This is a genomic window from Paenibacillus sp. A14, assembly GCF_036864815.1.
GTDB classification, from domain to species: Bacteria; Bacillota; Bacilli; order Paenibacillales; family Paenibacillaceae; genus Fontibacillus; species Fontibacillus sanfengchensis.
Map to the genome: position 1 here is coordinate 630364 of NZ_JBAGJD010000003.1, position 14731 is coordinate 645094.

10 protein-coding genes and 2 tRNA genes are annotated in these 14731 nt (G+C 50.4%); all 12 read right to left on the reverse strand.

Going from position 1 to position 14731, the window contains the following annotated elements:
* Positions 1-133: 133 nt before the first annotated feature.
* Entirely contained in the window at positions 134-1564 is a 1431-nt protein-coding gene (locus V4U88_RS10845; protein WP_334073270.1) for a glycoside hydrolase family 32 protein, read from the reverse strand.
* Positions 1561-3225, reverse strand: a complete 1665-nt coding sequence (locus V4U88_RS10850; RefSeq protein ID WP_334073271.1) for a glycoside hydrolase family 172 protein — start codon at positions 3223-3225, stop codon at positions 1561-1563. Before V4U88_RS10850 ends, V4U88_RS10845 begins: the two co-directional genes overlap by 4 nt.
* Position 3226: 1 nt before the next feature.
* On the reverse strand, positions 3227-5512 hold the full coding sequence (locus V4U88_RS10855) for a GH32 C-terminal domain-containing protein (RefSeq protein ID WP_334073272.1): 2286 nt from the start codon (positions 5510-5512) through the stop codon (positions 3227-3229).
* Complete coding sequence (locus tag V4U88_RS10860) at positions 5509-7710, reverse strand: PfkB family carbohydrate kinase (RefSeq protein WP_334073273.1); 2202 nt, start codon at positions 7708-7710, stop codon at positions 5509-5511. The genes V4U88_RS10855 and V4U88_RS10860 overlap by 4 nt, the downstream gene beginning before the upstream one ends.
* A gap of 30 nt (positions 7711-7740) precedes the next feature.
* Entirely contained in the window at positions 7741-9363 is a 1623-nt protein-coding gene (locus V4U88_RS10865; RefSeq protein WP_334073274.1) for an ABC transporter substrate-binding protein, read from the reverse strand.
* Between the two features lie 125 nt (positions 9364-9488).
* Entirely contained in the window at positions 9489-10385 is an 897-nt protein-coding gene (locus V4U88_RS10870) for a carbohydrate ABC transporter permease (protein WP_334073275.1), read from the reverse strand.
* A gap of 11 nt (positions 10386-10396) precedes the next feature.
* Positions 10397-11347 carry an ABC transporter permease gene (locus tag V4U88_RS10875; RefSeq protein WP_334073276.1) on the reverse strand — a complete coding sequence of 317 codons (951 nt, stop codon included), beginning with the start codon at positions 11345-11347 and terminating at the stop codon, positions 10397-10399.
* Between the two features lie 155 nt (positions 11348-11502).
* Positions 11503-12471 carry a LacI family DNA-binding transcriptional regulator gene (locus V4U88_RS10880; protein ID WP_334073277.1) on the reverse strand — a complete coding sequence of 323 codons (969 nt, stop codon included), beginning with the start codon at positions 12469-12471 and terminating at the stop codon, positions 11503-11505.
* A gap of 213 nt (positions 12472-12684) precedes the next feature.
* A tRNA-Leu gene (locus V4U88_RS10885) sits at positions 12685-12769 on the reverse strand.
* 71 nt (positions 12770-12840) lie between these two features.
* The gene (locus V4U88_RS10890) at positions 12841-13758 is read right to left on the reverse strand and encodes a GNAT family N-acetyltransferase (RefSeq protein ID WP_334073278.1); all 918 of its coding nucleotides are present in this window, start codon (positions 13756-13758) and stop codon (positions 12841-12843) included.
* A gap of 105 nt (positions 13759-13863) precedes the next feature.
* Positions 13864-13948: transfer RNA gene (locus tag V4U88_RS10895), tRNA-Leu, on the reverse strand.
* Positions 13949-14141: 193 nt separating this feature from the next.
* On the reverse strand, positions 14142-14723 hold the full coding sequence (locus tag V4U88_RS10900) for a pyridoxamine 5'-phosphate oxidase family protein (RefSeq protein WP_334073279.1): 582 nt from the start codon (positions 14721-14723) through the stop codon (positions 14142-14144).
* Positions 14724-14731: the final 8 nt, after the last annotated feature.

A 14731-nucleotide genomic window follows, 5' to 3' on the forward strand; every position in this document is an offset into this window, starting at 1 on the left:
AGATTGATCACTTGATAGTATAGCATATCGACTATCTATACTAACCATCAGAAAATACATATTATGCTCCCTTTAGCTAAGCTTCTTGACGCAAAACAGCCCGGATCGTTTATTTACCGATCCGGGCTGTTTTTTACCTCACCAATCTGGCATCAATCCGTACTTCGTCGAATCGGGCATGCCCCTGATTGACAAACAAGCCTAGCTTGCCTCGAGGGATGTCATACATTCTTGCACTCAACGATATGTTCTCATCTACGTAAATTTCGCAAATCGATCCGTCTATGAACACTTTGATATCGTAAGAACGATCAGGAATAAGTTCAATCTGACGTTCCAGTTCTACCTCATAAGGGAATGTTTTTCCGCCTTCTTCCGACTGCATAATCGCCCCCCGGAAGGTAAGGCGATTCCGTTGCGGTTCCAGGGTAACGTAATAGGCCTCATCCAACTTATCTTCCGTTCGGAGCATCAATCCTACCCCTTGAGTCTCCCGGGAGAAGGAGACGCTGGCGGAAATCTTGCATTGATCAGGGAGCTCTTCGCGGCTCGTGCAGCCGGCAAAGCCATATGGCGAGGCGCACGAGAGCGCCTGATCCGCAATGTTCCAATCCCCCGCAATGCCTTGGAATTGCAACGGGAGCGGATTCCTAAATGCCTCATCGACCGTATCCGGCACTTTTACGCCGAGAGTACCGTCCGGTCGCTGAACGATTTCATGGACGATCAAGTTCCCGCCCCAATCCCACGTATTGTAGTCCTTGCCTCGGGATTTAGGCGGATTCCAACCGAACAAATCATCGTTTTTCATTGGGTTCCAACCGAACAAATAACGTTTTTGCCCGTCGGACACGGATTTGGCCGCATAGAAGGCCCTCCCGTCGAAGGTGTCCTCCCGGGGAGTCAGCCAAGGACCTTCCAGGGAACGACTCATCCGGTAAAAGGTTGCGAATCGCCCGGTATAGGAGGAGTAAATCAAATACCACCAATCCCCGATCCGAAACAAATCGGGGCATTCGTGGGCCCCTACGTGCAAATTCGGCGCGTACAGAGGTTCGCGGTACTCCCAAGTTTTAAGGTCCTTGGATGACAGCAGCGCGGTACATCCTTTCCGGTTGGTCAGCCCTTTCGCCATCGCCGCAAGCAGCATCCAGTATTGGCCTTCCTCTTCATTCCAGAACACGAAAGGGTCGCGCCAATCGGACAGCTCATAGGTGCGGTTGTCAGCGGCAAAGGTATCTTCGGGGATGGGTTCCCAGGTCTTCAAGTCACGGCTGATCGCATGGCATACCAGTTGCTTCCCCGGGGGAAATATACAGTAGAACATATGATAAATACCGTTCACTTTCAGAACATGGCCGGTTCCACCTTCAATCTTGCAGGCTCCATCTTCCCGATAATCGACGAAATCCTTCGTTCCGACAAGATACCAGCCATGGTCAAGCCCCTCCCGGTAATTCTCCCGCCAGCCATGGAGATAGAACAACTTAAACTCTCCGTCCTCATAATAGGGAATCACGTCCCCTACCCAGGCGTTCTCCGGCCGATAGAAAAATCCCCTCATCTTCCTTCCTCCCCGAGTTTCAAGTGGTCTAAGCGTTCATTCAACGGAACAGGCATATACGCATCGCTTGTCCCCCGCTCCTGGTACCAGTAAACGGTAGCGGCATACAAACTGTGGTTATTGGGCCCCCAATGATTCCCTTTATATTTCTCGATAAATCCTTCAAAAGAGTTCATGAAGGGAACATTGTCGCAAATGTGGAAGCGGTTGACCGAGGTGTGTCCGTTCGCATCCGTTTCGATAAACGGCTGACTGGCGTAAGCACTGTCGAACATCGGGAAAGGCGGTTCGGCCGCCCAGGCATAACCGATATAGTCCTCGCTGCCCGTTCCGAACGTGGACGGAAAAGATTCGCTATCCACGAAAAATTTTTCGTCTCCTTCTCCCCACCACCAGTCGATCGTTTTTCGATCCCATCGCCCGTACCACCAGGTTTCGGCCTCCTCAGCCGGTTTCACCCAGGTATTGTTTAAGTGCAGATGGACGCCGCAAAATCTCCCCCGGCTTTTCGTCAGCAGCAAAGGCCAATCCGGCCAGCGATCCCCGTCTTCCTTGAAGCGCTCCGCATCCAGATCCAGATATTGATCCTGGTGCCATTTTGCATGAAAACGCAGAAGATTTTCCGCATGAGACTTAGGTAGAGGTGTGTACCGGATATCCGCCTCAAACGCGCATGCGTCCGTTCCCTCATTTTCAATTTCAATCCTCGCGCCTTCCGAAAATGGCATGTACCAATAACTGTACATTTCAATCTCGTTCATCCCCAAGGGCAGTGAGCGGTAGGGTTTGATCCCAGGCGCGCCGCCAAAGAAATCCCCCAGCGGGGCCCATACCGAAGGAGCTGCTTCATGGTCCCATTTCATCGATATGGTTAATTGTCTGGCCAACATCCGCTGCTGTTCCTCACTCTTTCGTCCAAGGTTAGTTCTGATCCGGATCATGGAAATCGCGCCGGCCCCTTGGTGATCAAACAGCACCGCTTTACCGCCTGACGGTACGGATACCGTAACGCTCTCGTCAGTTGGCCCTTCCGCTTTCAAGAAAGAACGGTTTCCCCTTTGCTGCAGTACTCGGTCTGCTTCAGCCAATGCAATGGCCGAAGCCTTATCGAAGCTGCCGTCAAAGGACGGCACCCTAACCCCGGCTGGGAAGACGGTATAGGTGATATGGTAGTAAGAGCCCCACCCTTTATCCAGCAGCACTTTACAATGTTGCTGAAAAGGGATAGGAATAAAGCAGTTTCTTCCGCGGGATAACGTAGGCGACAGATTCGGAAAATTGGCTGGCGGCCCTTCCCGGTTAAATTTTTCGAAATAATCCCGAAAGGGCTGATCCATCACAGGGGTATCCGCGTGATCTATAAAAATCCGGATATGGCCCTCTTCGGGAAGCGCAGACCAGACTCTCCAGATCACCCCGGGTCCGTCGAGTTCCATGGCAACGATGCTGTCCCCTTCCTTGCGAATAAAGCCTCCCCCGTCATCATTGGCTCCCCAGTTCTCGTACAGGCCTGTCTCGGCATTATAAGTCGAGCTTCGGTCAAAACTTGAGAAGCATCCCGATTTCTCGCCGGCCTGCGGCGGCACCGCCAGCGCCTCGAGATCGTATAATCGCTTCACGAGGTCTTGATAGGAATAAGACTGTGGTTCCGTTGGATTCATGTCAGGCGCTCCCTTCTCCCCAGATCGGCTTCATATCCCATACTTCCAGCGACGTTACAGTCAAATTGCCGTCCCCCCAGACCTCAAGCCCCATAGCATCCTTACGGCTCGGATATACCCGGGTCGTCAGGCTTTTCAATCCGTTGGCATAGGCTTCGACCATGGAACGGTCCAAATAAATGTGCAGCTTTAGATTCTCACCCGGCAGCTCCAGCTTACCGCCCTGGATCCCTCCGCATCTTTCCCCCGGATGCTGCGTCGTTTTCGTCCGGTCGACCAAGAGCATCAATTGGTTCGCATCATAATACAGCAGCGTTTCTTCTTCCCCGTCCGGGGTGCGCCGGACCTTGATTCCGAATTGTCGGGCGCAGCCCGGCTCGATTTCCAATTGAATTTCAAGCATATCGCCTTGAACCTCCCGGAGCCGTGCATTCGCCTCGGCGAGTGACTTGTCCCGAAGCGATAGCCGCTTCTCCCCGCGCAGTGATTGCAATTCCTCAATGGGTTCGATCCCCAATCGTCCGTCATCCCGCAAATATACACTGAGCGGCAACCCTCCGTTATGGGCCCAACCCGATTGATATTCCAGTTCGGGCGTCCGGTCGCCTTGGGCGATTGTAAAGATGATCTTTCTGCCGGTCCTCGGATCCACCATTCCGCTCGGGCCGGTAAAGTGGAAATCACCAACGTCAATCAATTGAGGTTCCTCTTGATCAGGAACAAATGTAAGATTTTGCTTGTCTAGCTGCCCGATCCAATAGAACACCTCGACATCCGCCCCCTCTCCCACAGGGCTGACCAGCAGAAGATGTTTGTCTGCCCCCTGTCGGTCGCTGCCAAGCGGAAGCAGCACGGGGAGCTCCCAGATCGGGCCAAGGTAAGGAAACTTCTGAATATCCGCTTTAAAAAGAGGGCCTTTATATGTCCAATTCAGCATATCCCGGGACGCAAAAGCCAGCGCCGCTCCTCCTTCGCCCTCCATCCCGGACCCGACCAAAGCATACCAGCCGTCATCGTCCTTCCAAACAAATGGATCTCGGAAGTCGCCGAATGCGCCCATGCCCTTTTCCTGCACGATGAGCGGCTCCGGATGTTTGACCCAACGAACCAGATCCGTGTCTCCATCCCGGGAATAAGTGCTTCGGGCCAGCGCCACGCTCTGATTCGGCGAAGCGCTGTCATTACCCGCCGTAAAAAACAAAACTGGCAGGCCGTCCGCATCATAGGTCGCGCTTCCCGACCAGATCCCGTCCGGTGCAAGCCCATCCTTCTCCGGCGCGAGCGCCACAGGAAGGTCACGCCAATGCACCAGATCTTCACTTACCCAATGTCCCCAATGGATATGATGAAAGAAAGGTCCAAGCGGGTTATGCTGATAGAATAAATGATATTTACCTTCAAAATAAATCGGCGCATGGGGTTCGTTCATCCAATGGGCAGGCGGGCTGAGATGATATTGCGGTCTGTGCCGGTCCGACAGCAGAGGCGTCCGATCCAGCTTGATCTGATCGTATTTTAATGGCGGCCGGACTCCTCCATGGGCGGTGTCCAGTACTTCCCGGTAAGCGGATGCAACCTCTTCCTCACTCAAGGACCGGTTGTAAATCTTAAGCTCATCGAGGATTCCGCTAAACATGTGCAAGCTGAATGCTCTCGCCAGCCCGCTGCTATGATTGTTTTTGCCGATGAGCAGATCCGTGTCCACAGCCTCAACCAAGCGGGAACCGGGCGGCAAGGCAGTCGAAGCGATTTCGCTGCCGTTCAAATAAAGCCTCATTTCTCCCTGGTTCCCATCAAAGACCGCGCTTACGTAAGACCATTCATTTTTGGGCAGTTCACAGCCGTCCAGCGACCAAATCTCCGCCCAGGTTCCTCCTTCAAGCCCAACTTGAAAAGACCACGATCCGTGACGAAACATACCCAGCAAATAGCCCTGCTTGCGGTCCATGTTGTAACGGTTCACGATGGATGCCAATTTGCCCCCTTCCCCCCATTCATAAGAACGAGGCGCCACCCATACTCCGATACTTAGGGCCGACAGATATTCCGGCGTATCTCCCTCTTTGAACAGATGGGCAATATAAGTCGAGTAACCGTCAAACAGAAGTCCGCCGCCCAATACACCCTGGCTCCACTGCGGATCGCGCGGTTCCGTAAACTCCGCCTTCTTAAATACATATTGAATATCATCCCGAGTTTGGGATAGGCTCTCCAAAGCTTTTGCTCCGGTTCCTTCATCAAAGGCCCAGTGCATCATCAGCCCCCGATTGTCGGATACTTGGCTCACGCGTCATTCCCCCTTGAAGTCAACTCGACGGTACCACCAGGAATGGGAACGGATTTCAGCGTATGGATATGAAGTGAGTCCAAAACAACCTGCCCCGAATTCACGCTTATACGAACGCTCTCAATCGGAGCGTCAGGAAAAATCTGATCCGTCAGTGCAACCTTTCCTTCATTCGCATATACTTCAACCGCATTGCGATCCAGCCAGATATGAAGTTTGATCTTTCCATTGTCCGGTACCACTCTGGCGCCATGCTCGCAAGCGAACGACGGGTGAAAATCGGTCAGGCCCGAGTTCGAGCGGTCAATGTATAGCCACTGGCGCTCAGCATCATATCCGATCCTCGTTTCGCTCTTCCCGGAGGATTTCAATTGGATGTGGACTCCGTTCCCGGTCCGGATATCAATGTCCGCTTCAATTTCCAGCAGATCTTCGTTCGTCTGGAGCGTAAACGACGCCTCCGGCTTTACCGTGACATTATCCCAGCTCATGGATGCTTTGCGCAGTTGCTCGACTTCCCGTACCGGCATTTGCGTCAGCACCACGCCCTCGTCACAGCTCGTCAACGACAAGACGCGAGGCAGCGTCATTGCGCCTCTCCAGGCTCCGGTGGGCGTCTCGTTGGCATATTTCCAGTTGCTCATCCATCCGATGATCACCCGGCGCCCGTCTTGCTCAGGCATATCCGACCAGGTCACCCCCGCATAGTTGTCTCGTCCATAATCCAGCCACAAGATATGATCCGCTGGATTGTCATTGATGAATGTATTTCCGTCGAACTCGCCGATAAAATACTGCGTTCGCGATCCTTCCGGAGCGGAAGGATGATCCCCAATGCTGATGATTAGCACCCATTTGGACCGCCCGCTGTCATCGATTGGCAATTCAAAGAGATCAGGGCATTCCCACACACCGTCATGCGATCCCTCCCCTCTGCCGAATTGGCCGGTCAGCTCCCATTCGAGTAAGTTATTCGACCCATAAAAACGAGCGTGGTCTCCCGCCACAATCACCATCACCCACCGCTCACTTTGCGAATGCCAGAACACTTTCGGATCGCGAAAATCGATCAGATCATCCTCGGCGAGAACCGGGTTCCCCTCATATTTGTGCCAAGTTCGGCCTTTGTCGCTGCTGTAAGCCAAGCTTTGCCGCTGGCGTGGCTGCCCGGTTTTCGGAGAAGTGTCCGCATGGGTAAAGATGGCGACCAGCCCATGAGAACCATCAAACAGTCCGCTACTGTTATTCCAGTCCACCACGCAACAGCCGGAGAAAATGGCCCCGTACTCATCCGGGAACAAAGCGATTGGCATGTGCTTCCAACGGATCAGATCCGGGCTCACCGCATGTCCCCAATGCATCGGCCCCCACTTGTTACTAAAGGGATGATGCTGATAAAACAGATGATATTCTTCTTCGTAATAAACTAATCCGTTCGGATCGTTCATCCAATGAGATGGAGTTGAATAATGAAACCCTGGTCTAAATCTATCATCATAGTGCTGCCTGTTTGACTCGATCATCTTGTTAATTTCATCTGTCGTTGGCATAAACTGAAGAGCTCCCTTCCGTGTCGTGACAATCGATCCGCCGGCATTGGCAAATGTCAGTATGCTGATGAGTTGCTGTTTTTCTAGCAGATGCAGTGATACTTTGCTTTCCAAAATCTTAAATAATAAACAGCCTAAAAAAGCGTCGCCGGCTCCCGTTGTATCGATGGTTTTTACCCGGAAACCAGGCACATATCCATCCTTATCCGCCAATCGGAAATAGCAGCCTTTTTCCGCCAAAGTAACAACGATCAAGGCAATGCCGAAATGTTGTTGTATCTCTATCGATCCTGTTTCCACATCGGTCGTACCGGTAATAAAGCCTCCCGGCTTCCGATAGAAGCTGAACGACCGGTCTCCGTCTTCTTGCAAATGAACGAAGGCCAGCGTTGTATTGGCTTCGTCCGTAAACGAAAGCGCGGATACGTCAACCCCGCTGTTAAGCAAAGTATGGTGCAGCAACGATCCGAAATGATCCTCCCCAACCTTGCTAACGATACCCGCTCTGGCTCCTAAACGGGACAGCGCAGCCGCTACGTTTGCCGGAGCGCCTCCGGGATTGCAAGTAAACTGCCCGTTACCTTCCGCTGTTTGGCCTGCTGGAGTAAAGTCGATCAATACTTCTCCGATGGTCATTACATCTAGCACAGTTTCTCCCCACCTATCCATATTAGTTGCTTACTTTTTTAAATTTGTGTTATATCGATCCAGCCCCGTTTGATAAATCTCCATCAATTCGTTCAATCCCATTTTCTCCAGCGTCTTCACATAGCTGTCCCACTGCTCGTCGACACCGCCATCTACGATAAACTTGCCTCTTTGAGTATTCACAAACTTGATCAATTCAGGTTCGATCTTATTGATTTTGTCCAATTCTTCCGGGTTGAAGAAAATGCTCGGATAGTTTTCCTTCTCCATATACGGATCATAGTACTTCTCCAAGTCTTTCACTCGCTGCTGGGCGCGAGGCTCCAAATCAACAACCTTCCCCAAGTCTTCAATGGTAATGACGCCGGGACCGCCTGCGCCGGGAGCCACTTTTTGCCGGAATTCGCCGGCGGAAGTTCCCTCGGGAAGGGGCAGGTTCACCAACTTTCCGTTCTCGTCTTTCTTGAAAACTACATCGAACGGACCCCAGTGAATTTGCGCCGCCATATAAGGTTCATACTGCTCATCGATCCATCTCATCGTGATTTCCGGATAGCGGTTTGCTTTGGTGATCACGAAGGCGCCGCGTCCCGGACCTCCGCCATTGCCGCGGCCGATCAATTGATCCCCGTTCGGTCCCTTGAGCGGAGCCAACAGAGCATAATCCCGGCCTCTCTCTGATCCGACAACCTCTTCTGCTTCCCACCAAATATAGGAGCCTAGCGTTTCGTCCGTTGTTTTGCCTTTGGCCAAATACTGCGCTGCATCCTGGGTGAATGACTCGGGGTCGATCAGGCCCTGTTTATACCATTTCTCATGAAAATACTTCAAAGCATCCTTATATTCGGGTTGTGTAGCGGTAAAAATCACTTTTCCGTCACGGACGATACGGTGTTCCATGTTATCCGGAAGTCCAAAAGCTCCGAATATGCCGCCGATATCCATGCACCACTGCATATGCATAAAGCTTAATGGAATTTCATCCGCCTTGCCGTTCCCGTTCGGGTCCTTCGTTTTAAAAGCCACCAAGGCTTCCGTGTATTCATCCAGCGTTTGCGGCATGTTCAGGCCGAGTTTATCGAGCCACTTTTTATTGATGACGTGGAAGAAAGGGTTGGTTCCAAGGTTATTCTCCTCCCATGACGGCAGCCCGTAGATGTGTCCATCGGGCGCCGTAATCGCCGATTTGATGTCGGGGCGGCGTTCAAAAAGCGCTTTCAAGTTAGGCGCGTATTGATCGATCAGATCCTCCAGCGGAATAATCGTTCCGTCTTCCCCATAATTGATCAACTCGTAATCCGTGAATCCGGCCGTGTAAAAAGCGTCCGGTAAATTTCCACTCGCCAGCAGCAAATTTTTCTTCTCGGCGTAATCGGTATCCGGAATGTTCTCCCATTCAATCTTAATGTTGGTCTGCTCTTCGAGACGCTTGAAGATTTCCATCTCGGAAAACTTTGGCGCCAAAGCGGCTTTTGGGGATACCATCCTTAAGGTCACCGTTTCATTCACAATCGGCAGACCGGTTTTGTTGAAATTCGCGTCCTGATCCGGACTTTTCGCTTGGTTCTTTGAACCGTCCCCGCCCGAACATCCGCTTAATGCAAACACTCCTGCCAGCAGAAGAATCCCCGCGTTTTTGATTAAAGATTTCATCGTTTACATAACCTCCCTTTTGAACTCTCGCCATTTGAATGCTTTCATGAACGTCTTCTGGGTTGGTCTCTAATGCCACGCATCGAAATTGTCTGCGCATCCCCCCTTTCAAGCGCGAAGTCCCATCACCCCTTGATCGAACCGATCATGACACCTTTGACAAAGTACTTTTGCAGGAAGGGATACAACATGAGCAGCGGCAGGCTGGATACGATGATCACACCGTATTTGATCAACTCCGTCACCCGCATCTTCGCCGCATAGGATTCCACGTCCACCATCATGCCGGAGTTGACCTGATTCTGGACGAGAATATTGCGCAGCACCAACTGAAGCGGATACTTGCTTTCATCGTTTAAATAAATCAAAGCATCGAAAAAACCGTTCCAAAAGCCGACGACATGATACAGCACCATGACCGCAATAATGGATTTGGATAAGGGCAACACAATGCTCCAAAAGAATCGGGTATTGGAACAACCGTCGATCGAAGCCGCTTCCCACATTTCATCCGGAATGGACGACTGAAAAAACGTTCTTACGATAATGACATTGAATATTGCACCGGCTCCGGGAATGACCAGCGCCCAGATGGTATTCAACATGTGCAAATCCTTGATTAACAAATAGGTCGGTATCAATCCTCCGCTAAAAAACATGGTGATCATTAAAAACCACATGATGACCGATCTTCCGACGAGGTCCTTCCGGGCTAAGGGGTAAGCCGCAAATACGGTGACGGCGACTCCGATCAGGGTTCCCAAGCCTGCATAAAGAATGGAGTTGGCATATCCGAACCAGATGGAGGAGTCATTGAATATTCGTTCATAACCATCGAGTGTAAAGCCCTTTGGAAACAACCATACTTCCCCCGAATAAATCAGATTGGGATCGCTGAATGAAGCAATCAACACAAAATACAGCGGAAATAGTACGAGCAGCATGACGACGGTCAATACAAAATAATTGATGGCGTCAAACCAGATATCCCCTTTGCTTTTTCTCTTCAATAATTGGTTCAAAGTGATTCCCCCTACCACAGGCTGGTTTCCGTCAATTTTTTGGCGATCCGGTTGACGGTGACTATCAGGATGATGTTGATCAAGGAATTAAACAGGCCGACCGCTGTCGAAAAGCTATATTGAGCCTTCTGAATCCCCAACTCGTATACATAGGTCGGAATAATATTGGAGGTAGCGTAGTTCAGATCACTTTGCATGAGAAACGCTTTTTCGAAACCAATGCTCATGATGTTCCCCAACGCCAGAATCAGCAAGATCACGATCGTCGGCAAAATGCTAGGAATATCCACGTACCATACCCGCTTCCATTTGCTTGCTCCATCCATAATGGCGGCTTCATGCAGTTCGGGGTTGACCCCCGCAAGTGCGGCCAGATAAATAATCGTGGAGAATCCGGTCTCTTGCCATATTCCGGACAAAATGTACAAAGGACGGAACCAGCCTTCATCGGCCATAAACAGAATAGGTTCGCCTCCGAACCAGGTAATGAGATGATTCACAATTCCACTGTTTGGCGACAAAAAAACATGAAGCATGCCGACCAGTACGACGGTAGAGATAAAGTGTGGCGCATAAATGACCGTTTGGATAAATTTCTTGTACCGCTTGCCTAGCATCTGATTCAGCAGGATCGCGATGATAATCGGCGCCGGAAAGCCGAACACCAGCGACAGAAAACTAAGCGTCAGTGTATTGCTCATGATCGTCCAAAAGTTATAAGAATCGAAGAAATCAATAAAATGTTTGAACCCTACCCATTCACTGCCCCAAACCCCCTGACTCGGCGAGAAATCCTTAAAGGCAATCTGCACACCGTACATCGGATAGTACTTGAACACGAGATAAACCAGAATGATGGGCAGCAAGAATAAATATAATTCGTAATTTCGTTTAACTTGAGCCCAAGTCTTGCGTTTCGCCTTGACTATGGGTTGATCTACCCCGGAATCACTTGAATTCACTTTTATGCACCCTTTCTACGCAAAATATGTTGTTTTTGAAACGTTTCCAATTTAATTGAAACGTTTCCAATTTGTCAAAAGAAAAACATCAACCGGCTAACCCGCAAGGTGAAACTACCGTGCAACGATGTTTTTCTCGTGATCTAGAACCGCACTCAAGTAGTTTCGCCTTGCCTAAATATAACCGGTAAACGGTAAACCTCCCGATCCAATGTCTCGCCTCTAATTTTTTTGTAGAGCAGCCTGATCGTCGTACGCGCCATCTCTTCTACAGGCTGCCTGATTGTTGACAATAATGGGTGAAAATAAGGATGATCTTGAATGCCGTCATACCCGACAACTTTTACATCCTCCGGAACGCGAACCCCCCGCCTGCCCGCTCTTTCAATATATTTAGCTGCAAACATATCGGTAATGGCAAAAATGCCGTCCACATCGTGATACTGATCCAGAAATTGCTCAAAATAGGCATCGTCGTCTACAACCGGGTCCGGCTTCTCATAGACTACATAATTAACGCCCATTGCTTTCGCCTCATGAACGAATCCCTCTCTCCGATTCATGGTTTCACTAAAAACGGAAGTGACACTACCTAGAAATGCCGGTTTACGGGCTCCCGCTTTGACCAGCTCCCTTAACGCCAAACGCCCCCCTTCGTAGTTATCGGAGGTGACGCAAGTGATCTTCTTGTTAAAATGTCTGTCGATACTGACAATCGGGATATCGTTGCTAATGTAATTTTCGATATCGTTGTACGTAATGCCGACTATGCCCGCTACTTTGTTTTGCTGAAGCATATCCAGATAATATAACTCCTTTTCGGGTTTGCCTCCGCTGTTGCACAACATGAGTTTGAAACCTTCCCGGTCCAGCTCATCTTCAATGTAATAAGCCATTTCGGAAAAAAAGGGATGCCAGATGCTCGGGAGCAGCAGGGCAACCATTTTGGATTTCCGCATTTTGAAATTCCGGGCGATCTCGTTCGGGATATAATTTAATTCTTGAATAGCTTCCTCCACTTTCCTGCGTGTCGCGGGTTTTACTGCACCCGAATTATTAATGACACGGGATACGGTTCCCACGGCAACACCGGCTAAGTTGGCTACATCTTTAATGCTTGACATCTAACCCCCCACTTATTGGCTCTTTTATGGTTATCATCTTAGCACTAAGTTGGAAACGTTTCAAGTGATTTTGGAAACGTTTTTATACTTTTAAATACAGCTCAATGCCCTCATCGGCTAAAGTAATGAGCAATCCCTTGCAAATTCTGGACAAGCAAAGAAGCCTTTGAATTTCCAAAAGGAAACTCAAAGGCTTCTTCCCTGTTAAAGTAATGCGGTCGAGAGGACTCGAACCTCCACGGGGGGTTAGCCCACACGGACCTGAACCGTGCGCGTCTGCCAATTCCGCCACGACCGCGTTTTCGTTGTGCTGATTCGCAGCAACGAAATTTATAATATCATGCATCAGCAAGAGAGTCAACAAGCAAATTAATCCGCCACCATTTCTTTGACGATATCATACCGGAAGTTGGCGGCCGCTTCGACCTGCCGGAACCCTTCCTGCAAATACAGATTTTTGGCCCGTTCGTTCTCGGCATTCACGCATAGCATCGCTTGAGAATAACCGCGCTCAACCGCAAACGCCATGGCGGCTTTCAGCAGGGTTCTACCGAGCCCCTTCCCTTGGTATTCGGGAAGAAGCGCAAGCGGTCCGATGTTCATGGTCGGCGCTCCCTCAAACTCGTCATCCGCCCCCCGAACGATGCCTACGGCGCGATCCCCATGGTACAGCATTTGCATCCCGCCCTCAAGGTAATCGTTCTCCGCAGCCATTTGGGCCACCATTTCGGGGGTGATAGGCGTTTCATTTCCTTTTAACTTGGCGAAACCCGCGTTGCGGACCTCCGCCCATGCCTCCTCATCCCGCCCGGTTCGAAAGGCTTCCAACCGATATCCGTCAGGCACCTGAAAGGCCGGCTTCTCAAGATGGTGATGAACCAGAATAAAGGCATACCGCTCCAGTTTGAAATCCAATCTTCCCAATAGCTCCATCACTTTCTCTTGTAGGGTCGGCACAAAAACAAACAGCTGATCCAGCCCTTCCCCGTGCCGCACAATCGACTTCAATAATTGTTCGTATAGAGTGAGATCCGCCGTTTCGGCGTGAAAAATCCGGAACCGTCCCCGGCGCCCCTTGCGATGGTAAGCATCCTTGATGAGTGAGGCTGCGGCAACCATGTGCCCTGCCGGATCCAAGGCGATATAGGTCGGGTTATCTGCGCCAATCGCAAAGTCACGTAAATCCTCCTCGTACAAAAATGATTCGTCCACTTCCCGGCGATGCTTCCTGCAATAAGCAAAAAACTCCTCCAGCTTTTCCGCACTCAATGCTGCGATTTCCGTCATATGCCTCATCCCCGCTTTCTCCCCCATATAAAAGGATACTTGTCACATCGCACGTCTATTAAAAAAACTCCAGATTTCTCTGGAGTTCGCTTGTGATGTGTATAATGCGGTCGAGAGGACTCGAACCTCCACGGGGGGTTAGCCCACACGGACCTGAACCGTGCGCGTCTGCCAATTCCGCCACGACCGCGTTTTTCGTTGTGCATTGTTTTGCAGCAACGAAATATATAATATCATGCATCTCCAAGTGAGTCAACAAGCAAACATGTAATATGTTGTTGTGCTGTGATAATGTCACCCGACTCCCTTTCCACAAGGGTATTTTGTTCACTTGTTAACAATTAAAAATGTATCGTATCGCAATATATGAAGAACTAACTATATTATTTTAACAAGCGTTCGTTCTCTTTCGAATCGGGCAAACCAAAAGCTGTCGGCAAGCCGTCGATGCTTGCTGCATTCTTCTCGTGCCAGTACTTTTCAAGTTGTTCATTGGTGAACTTAAGCGATACTTCCCTTAGCGTGTCCCGGTCGCCCTCGTACTTCATGAACGGGACCCCAAAGCCGCACGAGTCCTGCACCATGTGAACGTCAACGACAATCATTTGTCTCGCGCCCGGAAGCGGATCAAACAGCGGGTACAGTTCCTCCCACCGGTTTGAGCCGGGCAGTACGACCGTCCCATTACCGTAAAGCCGCACAATGCTGGAAGGCCCTTCAAACGCGCAGAACATCAGGGTCACTCTGCCATTCTCCAAAATATGCGCGCACGTCTCGTTGCCGGAGCCCGACATATCCAGGTAAGCCACCTGATTATCCGACAGAATGCGCAAGGAGCAATAACCCTTAGGCGAAAGATTCACATGTCCCTCCGCAGACAAAGGCGCCGATCCGACGAAAAAAAGATGCTGACGCTGAATGAACTCCTTATGCTTCGGCATAAGAGCATCGAATTTTTTCCCCATATTCACCC